Origin of the sequence: Microcoleus sp. Z1_A1, from assembly GCF_036700305.1 — a bacterium.
Taxonomy (GTDB): Bacteria; Cyanobacteriota; Cyanobacteriia; order Cyanobacteriales; family Microcoleaceae; genus Microcoleus.
The window spans coordinates 1-20,850 of sequence record NZ_JAUBOR010000031.1 but is presented as its reverse complement, the minus strand read 5'-3'; the positions used below and the strand labels follow the sequence as shown (position 1 = coordinate 20,850).

Here is a 20,850-nt window from a genome sequence, read left to right as displayed (position 1 = left end):
GAAACGAAGCATCTCAGTTGAAATGCCTAAATCATAATTATGAAACACCTTGACAATTTAACCATTCATCGGTTCCGAGGCCTGCGAGATTTAACCTTGCAGGACTTGGGTCAAATCAACATATTGGTTGGTGGAAATAACTCAGGTAAAACCAGCGTTTTAGAGGCGATATCAACCTATTGTCGCCCCTTAGATCCCCTGGAATGGCTGAACACATCGTGGCGGCGAGAAATCAAATATTCTCGCAAGCCAAGACTGGAGGCACTACAATGGCTGTTTCCTCAAAATAAAGAAGAAGAACAATTGGATTTTTACCCAATGGAAACTCGTGTTTCTGGTAATGGTAAGTTTTTAGTGAGAGAGTCGAGGGCAATTTACCAAGAAATTGAGGGAGTGGAATTATCGGAAGATGACGAAAGTCAATCCTCAGACGATCTTGGATTTGATAATACTCTGCGAGGTGCAGAAATAGAGCTAAAAGCTATTATATCGGATTCACCAAATGAATTATCTGAATTTTTTGAAATTTGGGAAAATGAGCGTTTAACTAATCGGCGAATTCGCTCAGATGCAATGCTGTCAGTTGATACTGTGACACCTTTTTCTCACCGCATAGAACAGTCACAAGTTGGCTTGCTGTCAGAAGCTATTTTTCAGCGTTTTAAGCCGGAAGTGATTAAGCTATTGCAAGTGATGGATTCAGGAATTATTGATTTAGTGATTCTCTCGCATGGCGGCAATCGTAGCAGTCTCTATATTGACCACAAACAAGTGGGAATTGCACCATTAAGTTCTTTTGGTGATGGAGTACGTCGCTTGCTATTTATTGCTCTAACGCTGACAAAAGTCAGAGGTGGAGTTTTGCTAATTGATGAGATAGAAACAGCAATTCATACTGAAGCACTTCGCAGTTCATTTGCGTGGATTGTGCAGTGGTGCAAGCAAATGAATGTTCAGTTATTTGCAACTACTCACAGTTTAGAAACAGTTGATGCGATGTTGGATGCTAGCGATACGGAGACGGACTTAGTTCTTTATCGTTTAGAGAAACACGAGTCACAAACTAAAGCAGTTAGAATTGAACGGGAAAGATTGCAAAGATTGCGGGAGGATTTGGGTCAGGAGGTGCGCGTGTGAAATACGCCATTATTGGAGTAGAAGGGCCACACGATCAGGCCTTTACAGGCAAGGTTCTCAAGCTTTTGGATTTCAAAGATTTGCGGGAAGAGTTGAAAGGATTAGAGTCTCAGTTAGACCCCTTCTGGCGCAAGTTTATTCCCGTTTATCCCAAGAAAGGAAACTTGTACAAACGTCTTGATATGCCTTCTATTCTGTTTAATGATACTATCTCTGTAGCAATTTATGCAGGTGAAGGAAGCAATCTTGTGACTAATTTGGATGACATTTTATTCACAAATTATGAGTATCAGACAAACTTGGCAGCCTTCGGGATAGTTGCTGATTGCGACAAATCAACTCCCGATCGCATTGCGGAACCATATGCTAACAAATTCCGAAGTTATTTTCCTAATTTTCCCGCTCGCCCTGGTGTTGTAAATACTAATAGCCCGCGTACAGGAGTCTATGTTTTGCCAGATAACGCTTCGCCCGGTGTGTTGGATACTTTGCTGTGTGAGTGCGGACAGATAGCTTATCCCGCGTACATGGAGAAAGCTAGTTCTTATCTAAATGAGTTTTCTGAGTCAGATAGAAAATCTTTAAAGTGGAAAAATTTCGATCCCGAAAAAGCTTTAGTTGCTACTGTTGTCAGCGTTCTCAAACCTGGGAAGACTAATACAACAAGTATTGCTGATAATAATTGGGTCAGCGAACAGACAAAGCAGCAGGTTCCTGCTTTGGCAAATTTTATTGAGTTTTTGAGCCAACTTTTGGAATTGAGTTAAGGGACGATCGCACTTCTGGAATTCGTGCGATCGCCCTCAACAATTACTCTTTCCAGTAACGGGTTAAAATCCGAATTACCTCACCCGCGATAGGCGATGGTAGAGGCGGGCTCCATTCCCCAACTTCTGCAAAACCTAAAACGTGCAACAGATTAACAATGCTGTCTACCGCTTTGGGAACGCCACACAACAGCAAACGAATCGGTTGCTTACCTTGAGGTACGTCAGGAATTTCTTCCCGGAGTAGTTCGGGAACTGACTTTGGCTGTGATATCATAGACTTTGAATTACACGAATAGTGGAATTGCGATCGCCCTCAAGTTTTCCAGGCCAGGGGCGATCGCTTTTCCGTTTGTACATCCTGAGTCTAGTTCATTTTCTGCAATTAGTCAACTGTTCCAGATAAATAATTAACCGCAGCGGTTAATTAGCGGGTAGTGAAGGTTACGGAATGCTAACATCAGCTTGCAATATCATGGCTAGCAGTTGAGAGTCAGTAGTGATCCGTTGGAAATTGGCAGTTGTGATGGCCGAGCGTAATATCAGCAATAAAGAGTTGGCTGCTTTAATTGGAATGCACCCAACTTCCTTTTCTAGACTCAAAACCCGCCGCCGACTCACGAGAATTGACGAAGCCACTCTCAGCGCTTTGTGCAGAGCACTGAACTGTCAGCCTGGGGACTTAATGGTTTACGAGGAGGACAATCCCGATGGCTTAAAATGACATAATTAACACATTAGAGCGCAGCAGGAATGGAGGTTCATGAATCCAAATACGATTAAGCCACTAACTCTACCCTCACTGCCATTGGCCGATCGCTCTCAACTTCCAGCCTGTCCTGCCGTATACTTCGTTTTAGACGGTGACGCGGTTTTGTATATTGGCAGGACTAGGAACCTTCAACAGCGTTGGCTAGCACATCATCGCTGGTATCAGCTAAAGGTAATGAGCGGTAATATTCGGATTGCTTGGCTCGAATGCAGCGATGCTAGTCTGCTGGTAGCTATTGAAAAAGCCTTGATTGAACACTTCCAGCCATCTCTTAACCAAACAAGGGTTGGAGGCGAAGAAGACACCATCAAACTTGTAATTCCCAAGGCATTGAAGATCAGGTTCAAAGCCTTGTGCGTTCGTGCGGAAAGGGATATGAGCAGCGTCGGAGGTCAACTAATAGAAAACTGGTGTCAAGAGCAAGAGCAAGCCCAGGCGAAACGGGATGAGTCAAACACCTGAAGGGGCGACACCAAAGAGGCGTACAAAGAAAGTACGATCGATCTATGAAGTAAATTCCCAGTTGCCTAACTTGCCAGCAAAAAACCTAAAACGAGTCACCAGCTACGTTCCTCCAAACGCCTACAACGTCTTGGAAGATTGGGCCAAGAAAGAAGACCGGACAGTCAGCAATCTGGTAAGTCGGATTGTCTCTGAAGCTGTAGATGCTTACTTGGCTAAAAAAACTACAGAAGATGAACCCAGCAGCAATTAACCTTTGATCTCTACGCTGATGGGTCATTCTCAACTGCCAACCTGTCGGGCCGTTGATTTTGTGTTGGAGTGGGGTTTGGTTTTTGGGTGTTTAGATTACTTTAGCCTAAACTAGATTGTGGTGTGCTACCTTGGATTAAAGTTTTTCTAAAAAATTTGCAGTCAGCTAAAATGACATCGTGAACACGCTACCCCCAAACAATGTGAGTCCTGCAAAATCTCCTAGAGTTGCCTTTTACCCGCCACCCGAAATCAAGGAGAAGTTAGAAAAACTGGCGAGTATTGAGCGTCGTTCGATTTCCCAAATGGCATTACTTTTGGTGGAAGAAGGACTCGAAAGAGCGCAGAAGGAAGGCAAGTTTAATGAATCCAAAGACGATTAAACTACCAACTACCACTGCGGGCGATCGCTCTCAACTGCCTGCGTGTCCTGCCGTGTACTTTGTTTTGGACGGTGACGCGGTAAGGTACAATAGGGCAGTAAAAGCACAAATAACAGCCTTGCCAGCAAAACTCCCCAGAATAGTTGTATATCTTCCAGAAGAACTTAAAGCAGACCTAGAGCGGTTAGCCAAATCGCATTATCGGCCGGTCTCGAATATGGTGTTGACATTAATTCAAGAAGCAGTAGATGAGGCTAAATCTGAGGGGAGAATTCAAAGCGACGATCGATCGCAGCAACAGAAAATCGACAGCGACTCTGGATGATTTAACCGCAGAGGACGCAGAGAGCACAGAGGAAGAGAAGAGAGAAATGTCTACTTCCTGCTTCAGTTCTGTAGGTCAAATTCAGGAACCTGTTTTTGACGAAGAGAGGTAATTGCTAAGACTAAAACACTTAACGTAAGACCTAAAATCGCATAACTCGGTAGTGAAAAAATAGTTACTTTAAACAAATAAGGCAATTCCCCCCCCTTCCAGTTCCACCGCTTTCCTAGAAACACCAACAGCCCGCCATGAATCACTGCGGTTTGCACCATGACACAGCCAACGCCCAATAACCAAACCGACATTCTTTGCCTAGAGAAGGCACAATTTTTAATCTGAAAACATAAATCATTCAGCAAAAAAACCACCGCCGGTGCTAACATCACAGAACTGGTGGGCTGAGAATAGTTGATAGCAATACTCAAAGTAGAAATTAGCACCATTTCAGATAAGTCAACCTTTTTTGACCAAGCATTGCGAGATTGTTTTTTGTAAAAATACCAACACACTAAACCAACTAGCACCAGAACAATCAAGTCAGAAAATAGCTTCGCCACGAAGGGACTATCGGGGAAAAATCTCGGCCCCATAACCCTTAAATCAAGGCGACTCATAGAAATATAAGCATTATTCGATGGATCGTTGAGCCAGAGTGGAAATCCACGAGTCGCATCCTGTATAAATCCTGTTAAAGAATTGCCCGTTACAGCTAGACCTATAACTGCCAAAACAGTTACCGTGACTATAGATATAAAAACTAGCTGAAACCGTCTTTTGATTAAAAAATAAGGAAGAAACAATATAACTAAAGTTGGTTTAAAAAGGGCAATTCCTAAGAAAAGTCCTGCAATTATATCCCGATCATTTCTAGCATAAATAAACATCCATAACAGCAGAACCGCAATAAAAGTTGCCACATTGCCAACTTGAAGATCGAAGACAAAACCGTAGAGGAATGCAACTGATATACTACAAATAGTCCTAAAAGCTCGTGAGTGGGACTCCAACAAAATATTCGCTCCCCATAAAACAAAACCTGTGGCAATAAGATGCAGCCAAATCCAGATTGTGAATGCAGTCTTCATCGGGAAATAGCCCAAAAACCACAGCGGAGGAATGATATTAGGTGGATAAACAAAAGAAGGAATAAACCCACACACTTTTGTGATGCTACAGAAACCGCTGTTAAACACCTCGACATTAAAGGGACTCAAATGCTGATGGGCTAATCTACTCGCTACATAAAACCACTTAAAATCCCAGTAAGGCGGATCGGGCCGAGTAGTCAGATTGTAAACCAACCAACCGGTATAACAGAGAAATCGGGTGAGAACTAATACAATAACTGCTTGCAAAATAAAGTTAACGATAGGTTGACGAAAAAACTGAGTCAACCTTTGGCTCGAAGGATGTTTGAAAAACAAAGAATCTTGCCATGCTGTTTTTTCGGTATCTAATCGCCAATTAAATTTGAGGAACAAAGCGACGGTAATTATAATAATTATATTCCAGAATCCCAAGCTAATCATAGGTCATAATTTTGATCAAATTACTATTTGATGATATCACAACCAGAAATTATCTCATGTCCGATCCATCGACCCTAATATCCCGGTCGGGGCGGGTTTTTGAGATAGTAAATTATTAACAGGTATTGTTGGTGAACCCGCCCCTACAAAAATCGCGGTTGCTCGACCGGACATCATATTATTAACTAAAAATCAGCCTTTGAACCTAGAATATAGACGTTTATTCCTGGTTTCAACCTAACTCTCTTTCCTCTCTATTCTCTGCGTCCTCTGCGCCCTCTGCGGTTAAAAAAAAAATCCTATTCACAAACGAAATAGCATTGCCATCCAAAAGCCCGATCGCACTTTAGCCCCTTATAACCCTGTTCACCCCCAAACATATGCGTTAACCTAGTTGACTACAACTTGTACCGCACTCCCCAACAAAATTCATGCTTCCCCGCATCCAAGAATTAGCCGCCACCCTAGCACCCCGCTTAATCGAAATACGCCGCCACATCCACTCCCACCCCGAACTCAGCGGCCAAGAATATCAAACCGCCGCCTACGTAGCCGGAGTTCTCGCATCCAGCGGAGTCCGCGCCATCGAAGGAATCGGCAAAACAGGAGTGCTCGGCGAACTCAAAGGCAACAGCAGCGAGTCCCGGTGGCTGGCAATTCGCACCGATATGGACGCTTTGCCGATTCAAGAACGCACTAACTTAGAATTTGCCTCCCGCAACGAGGGAGTCATGCACGCCTGCGGCCACGACATCCACACCACCGTCGGTTTGGGCGCAGCAATGATATTGTCTCAGCTAGAGGAAAAATTGCCCGGTAACGTCCGCTTCTTGTTTCAGCCGGCGGAAGAGATTGCCCAAGGTGCTCAATGGATGATTAAAGACGGGGCGATGCAAGATGTTGACGGCATCCTCGGAGTGCACGTTTTTCCGACGATTCCCGGCGGTTGCGTCGGTATCCGCCACGGGGCCCTGACGGCGGCGGCAGATGACCTAGAATTGATTGTGATGGGCGAATCCGGCCACGGTGCGCGTCCCCACGAGGCGATCGACGCAATTTGGATTGCTTCTCAGATAATTACCACTTTGCAGCAGGCAATTAGCCGCACGCAAAATCCTTTGAGGCCACTGGTTTTGACGATCGGGCAAATTAACGGCGGACGAGCGCCGAACGTGATTGCCGATCGAGTAAAATTGCTGGGAACCGTGCGATCGCTGCATCCAGAAACCCACGAAAAACTGCCGGCTTGGATCGAACAAATTGTTTCCAGCGTTTGCGCGACTTACGGCGCTAAGTACGAACTCACCTACAAGCGCGGCGTGCCCGGAGTCCAAAACGACCCCAAACTCACGCAATTAGTCGAAACTGCGGCTTTAGAAGCTTTAGGTCGATCGCGCGTCCAGATTTTACCAGAACCATCCCTCGGCGCGGAAGATTTTTCGATGTACTTAGAACACGCACCGGGAACCATGTTTCGCTTAGGAGTGGGACTGACTGACAAACCGAACTATCCCCTCCATCACCCGCAATTTGAGGTTGATGAAGCGGCTATTGTCACCGGCGCTGTCACCTTGGCCTATGCCGCCTACCAATATTGGAAACAGCAAGCAAGTAGGTAAACTCGCTTTCATTGAATTACCCGTAATAAGATTGTGGGGTGGGTAATAGCTCAAAATTGCTTGATGTAAAGTTTATTTGCGCCTAGCTGCTTAACAGAATTCTGGCAACCAAACCACCTTATCTTCCGCAATTCCCCTATAGCAGTCGCTAAATGTGCTAACCTACAATCAAAAATCCCCCAATTTCAACTATCGCGAGACAGATAACCGTGTTCGCTCAAGCACCTCCAACTCCCAATTACAAATGGTTTAGCTGCATTTCTAGGACTGTTTTCACCGCATTGTGCCTGTTACCTCTTTTCAGCGCTGCGGGATACGCCCAAAGTCCCCAAAATAGACCCATCAAAATCGGCGTGGTGCAGCGGTTTGGCACCAAAGCAACCGACAAACTGACGCTGAAAGCATTACCGGGCGACAGCTTAACTTTGCGTTACAAAACTCCTCAAGGCATAGAAACCAAAACTGCTGCTAGCGTCAAGTTAGAAATAGCCCCGAAACCGCTGGAAACGCCCTTAGTAGAAGAACGAGTGGTACTAAGTTCTCACCGCAGTTTCGAGAGTGCGGAAGACAGCGCTAATCAGTGGCGCGCCCAGGGAATTGAGGTAGAAATTGCTCAACCTTTTCGCTGGCAAGTTTGGGCAAAAAGAGATATTTACAACTCTCCTTTGGTGCGGCGCTGGCTGTTGCAAAGTTTGCAAGCTCAAGGGAACACAACAGCTTTTTTGGATTCCAAAGTTTTGAAGCAAATACCCCAGGCTTTTTGGGTTTTAAACGGCTTTCGTTTCAACCGCAATGAGTTGGATGTGACGGCCGGTAAAAATGTGATTGAGGTATTGGAACAAACTACCCAAGAGGCGACAGCTATTGAACCAGAAAAAGCTATTCAACAAACTCGCCGTTATGGTGGGAATTTGCGCCTGCAAAAAAATGCTTACGGCACTTATACTTTGGTGAATGAAGTGCTGACGGAAACTTATTTGCGGGGTGTTGTTCCTCACGAAATTGGGGCTTTTTCGCCTTACGCTTCGATTGTCGCTCAAACTATTTTGGCGAGAACCTACGCCCTGAGAAATTTGCGCCGGTTTGCTGTGGATAATTATGAGTTGTGCGCTGATGTTAACTGTCAAGTTTATAAGGGTTTGACGGAGGTTTACCCGCAAAGTGATAAGGCGATCGCCCAAACGAGCGGTTTGGTGCTAACTTACGAAAATCAGCTAGTAGACGCGCTCTATTCCGCGTCTAGCGGCGGCGTGACAGCCTCTTTTAACGATGTGTGGCAGGGCGCGGAACGTCCATATTTGCGATCGATCGTCGATTCCCCTAATAAGGTGTGGGATTTGTCCAAGCAGAGTTTGTCTGACGAAAACAATTTCCGCCGCTTTATCAGTTTGGAAAAAGGGTTTAATGAGGAAAAAGAAGACACATTTCGGTGGCGCGAACCCGCTTCTTTGACCGCGATTGCTGGATTTCTCAAACAGTATCTTCAGAAGAAACAGCACCCGATGGCTAATTTGAAAACTGTCACTCAGGTGGAAGTGGTAGAAAGGTCGCCCGCAGGTCGAGTTTTGAAAATGAAGGTTCAAACTGACTTGGGCCCGATTGATATCGACAAAGACGAGATTCGCAATGCTTTTTACCCGCCGATTAGCACGCTTTTTTACCTAGAACCAATTTACAATCCAGACAAAACTCTCAATGGTTATGCTTTTGTCGGAGGCGGTTTTGGACACGGCGTGGGAATGAGTCAGACTGGTTCTTACAATTTGGCTAATTTGGGCTGGAATGGATCTCAAATTCTGGGCTTTTATTTTCCCGGCGCCCAAGTTGTCCCGCTTAGCGATAACATTACATTTTGGCGCGAATAGGCGATCGAAGTCTGCCTAAGAGTCGGCGAGTTAAATCGCCACTACACAAATAAATTTCGCGCCACGCCAGACTAAATATTAGCCGTAAAACTTTTAGATTTTAGACTTTGGATTCTAGATTGGTTTCACAGTTAATCTAAAATCGGCCATCTAAAATCTAAAATTATTGGGCCAGCTATCTGCTCAAACAGCTACGAATTCATAGATGGGAGTGAGAGACTGCTGGCGGCTTTGTTGCAGTGTTAGACACCGAAACCCGGTTTCTTAAAATAATTGCCGTATTTCAGCTTCTTAATTCTGGAAACGAGCAACCGGGTTTCTTAGGGTATCACGCAGAGCGTCCTTTCTTAGTAGAGCTCTTCTTCTTTGTGAGTTTCGATCGTACAGTCAGACTTGGGATAGGCGACGCAGGTGAGGACAAATCCAGCTTCGATTTGGTCGTCGTCCAAGAAAGATTGGTCGGATTGGTCAACTTCGCCTTTGGTAATTTTGCCGGCGCAGGTGGAGCAAGCTCCAGCGCGGCAAGAGTAGGGGAGGTCGAGTCCTGCTTCTTCAGCAGCATCAAGAATGTAAGTATCGTCATCAACGTCAATGGTCTGGTTAATTCCTTCGGCTTCGCTGATGAGGGTAACTTTATAAGTTGCCATGCACTAAATCCTCTCAAAAATTCAACAAGATTGATAATTTTTCCTAATGCAACCTTCAAGGCTCTATTAGCTTTGAGGTTAGGTATTAGGTTCGTTCCCTCTATGATATTAGGGGATATAAGGGAGGTTGACACACTTATTTACAAAACATTTGAATGGGATTAGTTATAACTTTTTCTAATTTCATCTTGATTACTTATACCTATCTTGGGTTCAGCCTTGTGATACTGTTGCCGCAAGACTTGCGCGAATTAATCCGGTTTCTAGGAAAAATCCTGTTTTGAGCCCTACAGCACAAAAACCGGGTTGTGGGTATGCGCTGTGTCGATCGAGTTTCAGCAAGACTTGCTGCAAGGCAAGTCCCTGCCGGCGGTGAAATGTATAGTTAGATCGACATCAAGACTTGGGTGTTGAAGGCTCGATCCCATAAATCGCACCACAACCACAGGTTAAAATCGGGGCCATAGAACCCCTAAACCCCTGCAGCGCAAGTCTGTAACTATCTAAAATCTTAAATCTCAAATCCCATGACTAATATTGATACTCGCTTTGGTTTTTCAGTTAATTCTCCAATTCGCGTGGGGATTGTGGGTACTGGTTTTGCCGCTAAGTTGAGGGCCCAGACAATTCAAGCTGATGGGCGATCGCACTTGGTAGCGCTTGCGGGCCACTCCCCGGAGAAAACCGCAGAATTTTGTCAAGGGTTCGGGGCAGAAGCTGCGGTTTCCTGGCGCAAGCTGGTAGAAAGAGACGATTTAGATTTGGTGATTGTCTGTACGGTGAACCGGGATCACGGGGCGATCGTCCTGGCAGCCCTAGAAAATAACAAGCACGTTGTGGTGGAATATCCTCTATCTTTAGACGTATCTGAAGCAGAAAGGGCGATCGAACTTGCAGCCCAAAAGCAAAAACTCCTCCACATCGAACACATCGAACTCTTAGGCGGTTTGCACTCCTCAATCAAAGAATCTTTGCCCTTAATCGGTAAAGTTTTTTACGCCCGCTACATTACTATTACTCCTCAACATCCAGCGCCGCAGCGGTGGACTTATCAACATTCCCTCTTTGGCTTTCCGTTAGTTGGTGCAATTTCGCGACTGCACCGATTTACTGATTTGTTCGGGGAAGTGGCAAGCGTTAACTGTCAAGCTCAATTTTGGGACAGTCAGCCGGATTTCTACAAAGCTTGTTTGTGCAACGCACAGTTGCGCTTTGCCAATGGCGTTGTCGCTGAAGCTGTTTATGGAAAAGGAGAGACTTTTTGGCAGTCGGAAAACATTTTTACTATCTACGGTGAAGCAGGAACGCTGGTTTTCACTCCTGAATCCGGTCAATTTATTCAGGGAGAAAATCGGCGCAACCTCAAAGTAGGAACGCGGCGCGGCTTGTTTGCCAAAGACACCGATATGGTGTTGGAATATTTGTCAAACGGTACGCCTTTGTACGTGAATAATGCCAGTAGTTTGTACGCTTTGAAGGTGGCAGATGCTGCGAGGCGATCGAGCGAAACTCGACAAACTATCGCACTTATAAATTAATAAAAAGCTAGGAAAAAGAAGGTTATTTAATTTGGGTAAAAATCCAATATAACTGAGATATTGCACCCTTCTCAATTACCTATAGCAATCCTCGCATCATTTGTGTAATTCTTGTAGGGATCGCGAATTAAATAATTTACACTCTTGAAAGTGGGTTGGGCTCTTATAGCCCGCCCTTTCTGGACGGGCGGGACGCCCATCCCACAAGAACCATCAAAATTCTAAGTTATTTAATTCTCATTCCTAGAGGCAAACCCCTCGTGGTTGCCCCCATGATGCCGGGTAGGCAAAGAAAGGCATTACCCCTAAATTTTTGTACGACTCCTGGAAGGATTGCTATAGCAATCCTTCCAGGAGCTGAGCTAGTTTCCATCCCAAAAAGATGGATTCAAACTGTCGAAGTTTATGAACAAGGATAGGCATTCCGGGAGGCACGGAAATGGAATATCAGCTTCAATAGTGGTATAAAAGTAATGATGGCGATGGAGCTCGCCGAAACCGCCCTTCGTTATTAATAATCTTCATAACGTTTAAAAGGCTGATGGCTCCTACTGTTCCGACTTGTGGCGGAAGGGTAGGATGGTGCGGATGCCTCGATCGATCTTTCCCCTACAAGTCACCTTCATCGATTCAAATTTAAGGTGGCGTGATGTTAGAAAGTATAATCTGGATTTTATTAATGGGCTTTTTTGTCGGGCAGATTGCTCGACGGCTGAAAGCTCCAGCACTCGTAGGTATGGTGCTGGTGGGCATTTTATTAGGCCCGCAACTGGGGAATGTCATTAGCCCAGAGGTTTTGGGCGCAGCGAATTCTCTTCGCACCATAGCCGTGATGGTGATTTTGATGAAGGCGGGGTTAGGACTCGATCGCGAAAAGCTATCCCAACAGGGAACCGTGGCGCTGCGATTAGGCTTTCTGCCTGCTGCTTGCGAGGCTATCTCTATTGCTGTCGCTGCGATGTGGCTACTTCAGTTTGATTTTTTGACGGGGCTACTGCTAGGCTGCATCATTGGCGCAGAATCTCCAGCAGTAATTGTTCCCGGAATGCTGCGGTTAAAAAGTCTTGGTTGGGGAGTAAAAAAAGGAATTCCCGATGCAATTCTGACGGGAAGTGCCTTGTCAGATGTATTGCTGTTGCTGGTGTTTAGCCTACTGCTAGCTTTTCTGTCCCAAGGGAAAGCTACAGCCATTACCTTACTCGGAGGAATCACCCTCAGCCCTCTGCAATTACTGCCATTTCAAATCATCATCCAAATTACCTTGGGGGTGCTGTTGGGATGGGTGAGTGCTCGAATTTTGGTGGCACTATTAGTCAAGCAAAACTGGACTCAAACTGCGGTTCAGGACTCCCTAGTGGCTGCTGGCTTTGCCCTAGGGCTGGTAGTATCAGCCGAACATATTCCGGTTTTCTCTGGCTATTTAGCTGTCATGGGGGCGGGGTTTTTCCTGATTGAGTTGGATGCGCCTTTAGCACGAAGATTACGGGGTGGGTTTGATAGTTTGTGGACGATCGCGGAAATTATTTTGTTTGTGCTGCTGGGAGCAAGTATTCAACTTAATGTATTAGGCAATACCTTGCTGGTTGGTTTGTTGGTGTTGGCGATTGGGACTCTGATTGGGCGATCGCTCGGTTGGTATCTTTCCACCTTGGGTAGTAATTGGACTGGGAAAGAACGGCTGTTTCTGCTAGCAGGAAATTCGGCTAAGGCAACGGTACAGGCGGCAATTGGGGCGATTCCCCTAGCTCAGGGCATTGCTGGTGGCGAGACGATTTTGGCGATCGCAGCCCTCTCAATTTTAGTAACGGCTCCCTTGGGTGCTTGGGCAATTCCTACCTTTGCTCCCAAACTATTAGAAAAAGGCGAAGTTGACCCGACCAAAGTAGCGATTTCCGGCCGTCCAGTTTTTCTCGCCGCCGTAGACAATTCTCCCCTAACAACAGATGTTTTAACTAAGGCGGCAGACTTAGCTCGGCGCAGTGACGGGGATGTGATTGTTTTGTATGTGGATAACCTGGGAGATAAAAAGGCGATCGCCCAATTACAACAACAAGCACAACGAATCTTATCAGATATTCGCTATGAGTTCCTGAGTCTTTCTGGTACAGTGCCAGAGGAGATTATCCGCGTGGCGCAAGCTCGGCAAGTGACATATATTGCGATCGGAAAACGAGGGCATCAACCTTGGGAACAAGTGCTAGTAGGTTCAGTTTCTCAAGCCGTATTAGAAACCAGTCCTCTTCCTGTCATCTTGGTAGAATCTAGTTACAAGTAATCCCAAATATGGGTTTTATATCCCCTCGATCCTCTTCTCCCCTCTCTGTGTCCTCTGCGCCCTCTGCGGTTCATAATCAAGGCGTTATTTAACCCCGATTTAGGCTCGATCGCAGCGAGCCTAAATTTATTCAAAAGAATTTTTTATTATCAAACCTCTCCTTCAATTTGAGCAGTTCACAGTCATTCCGCAACTGGGCAAGTGGTTCATTGTCAGTCTAGGCAGACCAAGCTTCGCGAAAGTCAGCATAGAGGGTCAATCCACCATCAATATAGAGCGTTTGTCCCGTAATGTAAGCCGCTTCATCTGATACGAGAAACGCAACAGATGCTGCCATTTCCTCCGATGTGCCTGCCCGTCCCATTGGGATATGGCTTTCCACTACTGCCTTTTGTTCTGGATTGTCCGTCCAGCTTTCATTAATCGGTGTAATCGTCGCACCGGGCGCAATAGCATTGACACGGATGCCTCGGTTTGCGTATTCCAACGCTAGGGTTTTAGTCAGATTTCCCATGCCGCCTTTGCTGATGGAATAGCTAATATACATCGGGCGGGGAATGATTTCATGCACACTCGAAATGTTGATAATCACGCCAGGGCGCTGCTGCTCTAACAGATGCTTAATGGTTTCCCGCGCACAGAGATATGCACCTCGCAAATTTACTGCAATCACACGATCGAATTCATCGGTTGGCACTTCATGGGATGCGCTTTCTGTTTGAATCCCAGCATTATTAATCAGGATATCGAGACTACCAAATTTATCAATGACAGTATTCACCATACGAAGGATGTCGTCTTCTTTGGAGACATCTCCCTGAACTAATAGGGTTTCAACCCCGCATTCCGATGCTTGTCCACAGGCTTTTTGCAGAGCTATTTCTTCCGTATCTTCTGCCTCTTCTAAGCTTTTGCGATAGTTAACGGCAATGTTGCAACCTTCTTGGGCGAGACGAATGGCGATCGCCTGCCCAATGCCTGAACTCGCTCCAGTAATTAGTGCGTTTTTTCCCTTTAAACCTTTCATAATTGCTCTCCCAGAGATTCACAACAAAATATCTTAACCGAAACCTTAAGCCAACTGGCTTCTACATCAACCAGAAGGTTGTTCTGTCTTTTCCCCACGCATTTCATCAATATCCAGGATGCCGATCGCCACCCCCGCGATCGTCCGGGAGCATCTCATATTTGTAAAAACACTTATTCGGGATCCTTCCTTCTTCCTCTTTCCCCGCAGCAAGAGAGCCTCAAAATTCCTGCCTCAAAACTCCAATTTTGGGCTGGGCTGCTTTCATTGAGATGCTCCCAGTGCTAAGCTGTTGTGCATTTAAACTGAATGTCACAAAACAATCCCCTTGGGGTGGGGTGGGCCTAATATCCCGCCCAGAATATGCAATTTAAATGCGTGACAGCTTATATACCTTCTTGATTTGATTTATGCTGACCTAATTATTGAAGTTTCCCCGCAATTAGACCAAGCAGCACAATCAGACCTAATGCTCTACGAAAGTAATTAACGCCTTGAAACAATTCTTCCCAAGCCCAAGTAAACAAAGAGCCAAAGGCTACTATATCCAACCCTAGATTAACTTTTCCTGTTGTAACAATGAGCGTTAATAAACTAGCTATAATCCCGACACTCAGTGGTAGATTTGGCATCTGAGCTATAACAATTTGACCTTCGCTGTCGCGGAATGTGCGATCGAACAATGTGTTTTCCATGAGTTTCTCGTGTCAATGTAATAAATAGAATCAGGTTAACATTCAATACAGTTGGTTTTTTGGGGATGATACTACAAGCTTTAGATGGCAAGGAACATAAGAAAGTCGAATTAAATGCAAGTCAGGAGTGGAGATGACATTGATTTAATTATCCACCGGGGCTCAAAGTCATAGAAAATTAGCCATTGGGTCCTAGAAAAATAGTCCGCACTATTGAACAGTGCAATATAGGATTTATCCTGAATCAAGTTTTTTGGGATTCCCTGTCATGAATTTATTCGGCTTGTTTTTTCCCTTATTTTAAGTAGTTTTATGTGAGTGGGTAGAGGGTATTGTTATAGTAAATTTCCCAAAATCAAAAATCATCTATCGCTTGGAAGAGTTTAGAGTAAAAGGTGATCTATAATTGGACAGACATCATCGATTCTATAGTATCGCATCGAGAGCGATCGACTTCATGCTCAAATCCAAGGTTAGCAATTCACAAGTCTAAACCTTTTCGTCAAGCAGGATTGAACCTTGGCAGTGCAGTAATTTCGGTTGACACTGCTTGAATTGATTGTGTAGCCGCTATTTCTGATCGATCGCTCTCAGCATCCTGACTCACAAAAAATGTAGGCAGCGTTGCTGTCAAATAACCGCATAGGGCGATCGATTAGGAAGTTCGCGCTCAAACGCATAAATTCCAGCCGCGCCAATTAGAGTGACGATCGCTATCACATTACGCAAGAGGAGCAAACCGCTTTAAAAACAGAGCAGGCACAATGACTGGAATCCCTGCACCGATACAAATGAGAGCTTGAATAAAACTAAGCGGTTGGGTAGCAAATAGCGGGTTTATGAAAGTCAACTGGCTAAAGAAAACTTGAAATATAAACACACAAGCCACACCGATCGCAGGAATCAAGGCAATTTCTGGAGTGCGATATTTAAAATACGCAAACAGAGATGGAATACATTGGCTAATACTCAATAAGTAAAAGGTTTCTGCGGAAACGATGGTATGGACTGCCATTGTCCGAGCCAAATTGATATTACCTGTGGCTTGCGAAGCCAATTCAAAAATTCCAAGTACAGCAATGAGATTGAAGATGGAAATAATCAGGATGCGCCACAGCAATTTTTTCGTTAATAGGGGTTCATTGGGACGGCGGGGCGATCGCTGCATAGTCTCAGGTAACGAGAATTTACGGCCTCTAGGCTCCCGTGCAAACACAGTGTGGTGTCGGTAAGTACGGGTAAGGCAAGCTAGTTCAACAGTTGTAATGCTTTATATACAGTTGTGGTATATAGCAATCCTAAATGATTATCAAGACTATGATACTATTATATGCAATACTCGATCGTGAATAAAAAGATGAATAACTTAAAACTGCCCCTCAAAGATATGGAAAAGGAAATAACTCAATTAGAATCTTTCATTAAAAGTGATATCGATGCAAGAGAACTTAAACGAGCAATAGCTGTAAGGATGGCTGTCGAAGGCAAGTTTTACCATGAGATTAGCAAAATTCTCGGTGTAAGTGAATTTTTTGTTGGTCATTGGAAAAAACAATTTCAAACCAAAGGCATCGAAGGAATCAAGCTAGGGCATAAAGGGTCAAAAGGGTATTTAACAGCTCTACAAAAGACTGAAGTAATTGAGTGGCTAAAGAATAAAGAATATTGGAATTTAGATGAGCTGGTTACTTATGTAGAGCGAGAGTTTGGTGTGATCTATAAATCAAAACAGAGTTACTATGAACTTTTCGAGCGGGCGAAAATTAGTTGGAAAAAAACTCAAAAAATCAATCCTAAATTTGATGAAGAACTGGTAAAAAAAAAGACGGAAGAAATTAACAATATTTTATTCAAAAACAAGGCTGGCATAGAATCTGGGCAAATAATAGTATTATTTATAGATGAATGTCATCTACTTCATGGCGATCTAACTGGTTATGTTTGGGGTCAATCAAAAATCAGAATTGAAGTCCCAATTACCAATGAAAAAGATAGACAAACTTATTTTGGTGCACTCAATTATCAAAGCAAAGAATTCCATGTTCAGAGCCATCCATCTGGGGATGGAAAATCAACAGTTAAATTTATAAAATACTTACAAGATAAATATAAAAATCGCAAGATTATCTTGATTTGGGATGGAGCCAGTTATCATAAATATGGCGAATTTAGAGATTTTTTATTAGAAGTAAATGGTGACAAAGAGCCTGATGAGTGGTCAATTACTTGTATTTTATTTGCTCCCAATGCTCCCCAACAAAATCCCGTTGAAGATATTTGGTTACAGGCTAAAAACTTTTTAAGAAAGTATTGGTATTTATGTAGGTCTTTTAAGATTCTAAAATTTTTGTTTGAATTTTTTACTAACGAACATAAATTTGATTTCCCCAAAATACATAAATATAATTGCACGGAAAAAATTAATTAGGATTGCTCTAGGTCTAGAAAATCATTTAGGATTGCTATATATACCATTTTATATACCATTTTGGTATGTATTACTGAAAAACTAGAGCTTGTTAATCGCTAAAACCTTTATCAGTCAAGGGATACGGAGAGGGTGGGATTTGAATTAGCGCTGAGTTCTCAATCGACGCTTTTACGTTGTTCTAGCCATTTTTTGTGCCTACTCTGAAAGTCCTGTTTTGGATTTGAGCGAATACCGAGCGACTTGCTGTACGCTGTCTACAGCAAGCAAAGTCGGCATTCTTATAGTAGGGAGCGAAAGATGAGCGAAAAGTCTAATCCAGTCACGGCAAGTACCACTGGAGACTACCTTGTTGGTTACGAGCGGATTCTGGACTACTTCAAACAAGCACAGAAGGAATGCCCCAAGGGCGTAGGACTAAAAAGAGACAGGAAAGCTAGCGGTGGCTACATAAGTAGGTCGGCGGGAAAATCCATAAGTATGTAACAAAATATTAAGTCGGGTGACTGGACTTGAATTTAATACGTTGTGTAGGGTAATCTCCTCTTTTTCCTCTAACTTCTACTCCATGAATTACGGCGTAGGCGAGTTCTAATTCATCCTCAAACAAATGTCGCTGCTAATTCATCTTCTTTAATGTGTTGCCACTCTAATTCAATTGGGTTCATTTCGGAACAATATTTAGGCAAGAAAAAAATATATAAACCCTGAGCTTCCCACTTTGACCACAACTGTTTAACCTCCTGACATCGGTGTATTAGACCGTTGTCTTGTACAATAATTCTAATCCGTTTCATTTGGGCCGCTTCTTCTGCTTCTTTTTCCATCATCTGAATATAAGCTTTTCGATCAACACCTCCAATTACCAAACCATATACAAAGCTACTTAAAGGTTCAAAAAGCCCCACAATACTTAATCTACGACCTCGATTTTTAGTTTGCTGTATCCGTTTTTGTTGACTTTTTTGTAATATGTATAACTTGCTTTACTCCACGCACAAAATCCTGATTCATCTAAATATTTTAAGTCGATTTCTCCGGCTGCCGCTGCTAATTCCAGCATATCTAGGTCTGATTGCTTTATTGCTCGTTGTTTGGGGTCTTGTTTTCCTTTATGACTTGGACTAGCTCTTTTCCAAATGATCCCTTTTTTTTTTAGTACCCGTCTTAGTCGGTCGGGACTTAATTTAATAGAGCGCTCTTTTTCTAACTTATCAGCTAATTGAAAACTGTTATATGTACGTGGTTCTTTTTTTAAGCATTCTGACAAAAACTCTATATCTTCTTCTTTCCATTTGGCTTTTACCCCTCGACCTGGTTTTTTCCAAAGGCTTTCTATACCAAATTCTTCCCATTTATGTAAGACTGCTCTCACTGTTTGTGAAGCCCAGTTAAAGTGAGTAGCTATTTTCTCAACATACCAGCCATTTGCGTTTAACCTGATTACTTCTGCTCGATCTTTGACTTTTTGTGGTACTTTCGCCGTTCTCAGATTATAGTTATTTCAAATAAGTATGAGACACTCTTCATGCACAATAAGCACGAATAACTTCATCAAGAGATGTGTTAGGAGACGCATACATTTTAGCTCTCTTTAATGCACTAAAATCATGCTCAATATCATTTAAGTCAGGAGAGTATTTTGGTAAAAATATTATCTGATGACCTGCCTCCTCAACCAATAGTCTAATGACCGTCTTACGATGAATGGGTGCATGATCCATAATCAATATAGATGGACTGGTTAAATCTGGTAACAAATATAAAGATAACCATCCTTCAAATCCTTCTGCATTCAAACTAAGCTGTTGCACATTTAAACTGTGATACAAGCATTACCCTTATTTTTAATTTTTCGACCCCATTTAATTATTAATTGCCCTTCATTTAAGAGGCTGTGCAATAAATACTCTAGCTCTTCAATAGATGTAAAAAGTCGATTGGCAATATATTCTTTTGCCGAATGCCATACTAATTCAATTAAGTTATAGTCGGGGCTGTATTCGGGGAGAAATTCTAAATGAAGGTTAGGCATTTCTGTTTCAATTATTTTCAGGTACTCTTGTTTCTTGTGAAAACTAGCATTATCAAGGATAATCACTATTTTCGCTCCTTTTTCCGCAAATTCTGAGGCTTGATTACCTGCTGATACCCATTCATTAATTAGCTCTTCATGAAACAGTTTTAGCACTTGACAAAAATTATATGAGTTGCCTTTTTTGAGGAACTCTACCCACCTTTTTTTATCGGAATTTCTCACGCCTCCCATTACATTAACTCTGCCTTTTCTTCGGTCTCCTCTGACCTTTTTTCGGCTGCCTTTTTTACACCAGTTCTTTCTTCGGGTGACTCTTAAACTAAATCCACTCTCGTCCCAAAACCATACCTGTAATCGTTCTGGAGTTTCTTTTTCTATTTTTAAATATTCGGCTATTTTTATTTTAAACGCTGTTCTTTTTTCAGGATTTCTCTTCGACTCTAGGCTATACTTAGCCCAGATGTAAACATACTTTTTTTTCTTTAATATCCTCCGAACTTGTCCTCCACTTAATTTTATTCCTGTGGATTCCTCTAAGTATGTTGCTAATCTCTGCGCTGTCCATCGTCCAAAATCATACCCTAATTCTTGAGGGTCTTTTTCTATAGTCTCTAATAATATTTCTATATATTTATCTGTGGCTTTTTTGTGATTTCCCTTCATCCTCTCATCTATTAGACTTTCTAAATTGTCGGGATCTCCCTTTATACACCAATAAGATACTTTGTTTACTGAACAGCCCAAAAAATCAGCAATTTTAGATTGTGTCTTGCCGTCATTGAGCAATAACAAAATTAGAATTCTTTCTCTAATATTTGCCTTTTCTTCCTCTCTTAAGGCTTTTTGTAGTTTCTCTATTTGTTGGGAATTGAGATGGTTTTTAGCTGGCATTTTTGTATATATTGATTAAACTCATTTTTTATGATACCCTATTTAAAGGCACAACAGCTTACCCATAAAGAGCATTGGTGCAATTAAGTCCTTCTTTCCTTTTCTTCTTCCTGCTACTAAATCTTCTCTTTTCCCCCGTTTTCCTGGTATGAGCGCCATAGACTTTCTTTCCTCTTTTTGCCCAGGCCTAGACAGAACCT

General features: G+C 43.2%; 21 protein-coding genes, 2 pseudogenes and 1 riboswitch. Of the genes and pseudogenes, 13 read left to right on the top strand and 10 right to left on the bottom strand.

Annotated features, from left to right (window positions below; genetic code table 11):
- Positions 1–39: 39 nt before the first annotated feature.
- Together QT973_RS19510 and QT973_RS19505 are read left to right on the top strand one after the other, a co-directional pair.
- Complete coding sequence (locus QT973_RS19510) at positions 40–1,137, top strand: AAA family ATPase (protein WP_333392001.1); 1,098 nt, start codon at positions 40–42, stop codon at positions 1,135–1,137.
- Entirely contained in the window at positions 1,134–1,904 is a 771-nt protein-coding gene (locus tag QT973_RS19505) for a DUF3226 domain-containing protein (RefSeq protein ID WP_333391999.1), read from the top strand. Before QT973_RS19510 ends, QT973_RS19505 begins: the two co-directional genes overlap by 4 nt.
- A 43-nt stretch (positions 1,905–1,947) precedes the next feature.
- On the opposite strand, the gene QT973_RS19500 is transcribed toward QT973_RS19505, so the two are convergent.
- A complete protein-coding gene (locus QT973_RS19500; protein ID WP_190663608.1) occupies positions 1,948–2,181 on the bottom strand; it encodes a hypothetical protein in 234 nt (77 codons plus the stop codon).
- A 222-nt stretch (positions 2,182–2,403) separates the two neighbouring features.
- On the opposite strand from QT973_RS19500, the gene QT973_RS19495 reads away from it, so the two are divergent.
- The 5 genes from QT973_RS19495 (at position 2,404) to QT973_RS19475 (ending at position 4,098) form a co-directional block, all read left to right on the top strand.
- The gene (locus QT973_RS19495; protein WP_333056967.1) at positions 2,404–2,628 is read left to right on the top strand and encodes a helix-turn-helix transcriptional regulator; all 225 of its coding nucleotides are present in this window, start codon (positions 2,404–2,406) and stop codon (positions 2,626–2,628) included.
- Between the two features lie 39 nt (positions 2,629–2,667).
- Positions 2,668–3,138: a GIY-YIG nuclease family protein gene (locus QT973_RS19490; protein ID WP_333056968.1), complete on the top strand. Its 471-nt coding sequence runs from the start codon at positions 2,668–2,670 to the stop codon at positions 3,136–3,138.
- Positions 3,122–3,391, top strand: a complete 270-nt coding sequence (locus tag QT973_RS19485) for a ribbon-helix-helix domain-containing protein (RefSeq protein WP_332957635.1) — start codon at positions 3,122–3,124, stop codon at positions 3,389–3,391. The genes QT973_RS19490 and QT973_RS19485 overlap by 17 nt, the downstream gene beginning before the upstream one ends.
- A 178-nt stretch (positions 3,392–3,569) precedes the next feature.
- Positions 3,570–3,773 carry a ribbon-helix-helix domain-containing protein gene (locus QT973_RS19480; RefSeq protein WP_015178320.1) on the top strand — a complete coding sequence of 68 codons (204 nt, stop codon included), beginning with the start codon at positions 3,570–3,572 and terminating at the stop codon, positions 3,771–3,773.
- Positions 3,754–4,098: a ribbon-helix-helix domain-containing protein gene (locus QT973_RS19475; protein WP_333262516.1), complete on the top strand. Its 345-nt coding sequence runs from the start codon at positions 3,754–3,756 to the stop codon at positions 4,096–4,098. The genes QT973_RS19480 and QT973_RS19475 overlap by 20 nt, the downstream gene beginning before the upstream one ends.
- 62 nt (positions 4,099–4,160) lie before the next feature.
- Here QT973_RS19475 and QT973_RS19470 read toward each other — a convergent pair whose 3' ends face one another.
- On the bottom strand, positions 4,161–5,627 hold the full coding sequence (locus QT973_RS19470; protein WP_333391996.1) for a glycosyltransferase family 87 protein: 1,467 nt from the start codon (positions 5,625–5,627) through the stop codon (positions 4,161–4,163).
- A 431-nt stretch (positions 5,628–6,058) separates the two neighbouring features.
- Here QT973_RS19470 and QT973_RS19465 point away from each other — a divergent pair, with 431 nt between their 5' ends.
- Together QT973_RS19465 and QT973_RS19460 are read left to right on the top strand one after the other, a co-directional pair.
- Positions 6,059–7,246 (top strand): M20 family metallopeptidase, encoded by a 1,188-nt coding sequence (locus tag QT973_RS19465; RefSeq protein WP_333212620.1) that lies wholly within the window; start codon positions 6,059–6,061, stop codon positions 7,244–7,246.
- A 209-nt stretch (positions 7,247–7,455) separates the two neighbouring features.
- Complete coding sequence (locus QT973_RS19460; protein WP_333056973.1) at positions 7,456–9,111, top strand: SpoIID/LytB domain-containing protein; 1,656 nt, start codon at positions 7,456–7,458, stop codon at positions 9,109–9,111.
- 347 nt (positions 9,112–9,458) lie between these two features.
- On the opposite strand, the gene QT973_RS19455 is transcribed toward QT973_RS19460, so the two are convergent.
- Positions 9,459–9,758 (bottom strand): ferredoxin, encoded by a 300-nt coding sequence (locus QT973_RS19455; RefSeq protein ID WP_333056974.1) that lies wholly within the window; start codon positions 9,756–9,758, stop codon positions 9,459–9,461.
- A 527-nt stretch (positions 9,759–10,285) separates the two neighbouring features.
- Between QT973_RS19455 and QT973_RS19450 the strand changes: the two genes are divergently transcribed.
- Both QT973_RS19450 and QT973_RS19445 read left to right on the top strand, forming a co-directional pair.
- Positions 10,286–11,296 (top strand): Gfo/Idh/MocA family oxidoreductase, encoded by a 1,011-nt coding sequence (locus QT973_RS19450; RefSeq protein WP_333056975.1) that lies wholly within the window; start codon positions 10,286–10,288, stop codon positions 11,294–11,296.
- A gap of 469 nt (positions 11,297–11,765) precedes the next feature.
- Positions 11,766–11,854: riboswitch (Fluoride riboswitch) on the top strand.
- Between the two features lie 91 nt (positions 11,855–11,945).
- On the top strand, positions 11,946–13,571 hold the full coding sequence (locus tag QT973_RS19445; protein ID WP_333056976.1) for a cation:proton antiporter: 1,626 nt from the start codon (positions 11,946–11,948) through the stop codon (positions 13,569–13,571).
- A 217-nt stretch (positions 13,572–13,788) separates the two neighbouring features.
- Here QT973_RS19445 and QT973_RS19440 read toward each other — a convergent pair whose 3' ends face one another.
- From QT973_RS19440 to QT973_RS19430, 3 genes are all read right to left on the bottom strand, one after another.
- Entirely contained in the window at positions 13,789–14,598 is an 810-nt protein-coding gene (locus tag QT973_RS19440) for a glucose 1-dehydrogenase (protein ID WP_333056977.1), read from the bottom strand.
- Positions 14,599–15,020: 422 nt separating this feature from the next.
- Positions 15,021–15,293: a hypothetical protein gene (locus QT973_RS19435; RefSeq protein ID WP_333056978.1), complete on the bottom strand. Its 273-nt coding sequence runs from the start codon at positions 15,291–15,293 to the stop codon at positions 15,021–15,023.
- A 721-nt stretch (positions 15,294–16,014) separates the two neighbouring features.
- Positions 16,015–16,461, bottom strand: coding sequence for a cation transporting ATPase C-terminal domain-containing protein (locus QT973_RS19430; protein WP_333056979.1), 447 nt, complete (start codon positions 16,459–16,461; stop codon positions 16,015–16,017).
- Between the two features lie 189 nt (positions 16,462–16,650).
- Here QT973_RS19430 and QT973_RS19425 point away from each other — a divergent pair, with 189 nt between their 5' ends.
- Both QT973_RS19425 and QT973_RS19420 read left to right on the top strand, forming a co-directional pair.
- The gene (locus tag QT973_RS19425; protein WP_333344266.1) at positions 16,651–17,721 is read left to right on the top strand and encodes an IS630 family transposase; all 1,071 of its coding nucleotides are present in this window, start codon (positions 16,651–16,653) and stop codon (positions 17,719–17,721) included.
- A gap of 300 nt (positions 17,722–18,021) precedes the next feature.
- On the top strand, positions 18,022–18,207 hold the full coding sequence (locus QT973_RS19420; protein ID WP_333212884.1) for a hypothetical protein: 186 nt from the start codon (positions 18,022–18,024) through the stop codon (positions 18,205–18,207).
- Positions 18,208–18,323: 116 nt separating this feature from the next.
- Here the strand turns inward: QT973_RS19420 and QT973_RS19415 are convergent.
- The 4 genes and pseudogenes from QT973_RS19415 to QT973_RS19400 form a co-directional block, all read right to left on the bottom strand.
- A protein-coding gene (locus QT973_RS19415) for an IS630 family transposase (protein WP_333058666.1) occupies positions 18,324–19,213 on the bottom strand; the annotation gives its coding sequence in 2 pieces (ribosomal slippage) (positions 18,324–18,688 and positions 18,688–19,213; 891 coding nt in all).
- 34 nt (positions 19,214–19,247) lie between these two features.
- Positions 19,248–19,523, bottom strand: a pseudogene (locus QT973_RS19410) (transposase); the annotation flags it as partial.
- Between the two features lie 14 nt (positions 19,524–19,537).
- Entirely contained in the window at positions 19,538–20,650 is a 1,113-nt protein-coding gene (locus tag QT973_RS19405) for an IS630 family transposase (protein ID WP_333264565.1), read from the bottom strand.
- 54 nt (positions 20,651–20,704) lie between these two features.
- Positions 20,705–20,837: pseudogene (locus QT973_RS19400) on the bottom strand (IS630 family transposase); the annotation flags it as partial.
- Positions 20,838–20,850 lie beyond the last annotated feature (13 nt).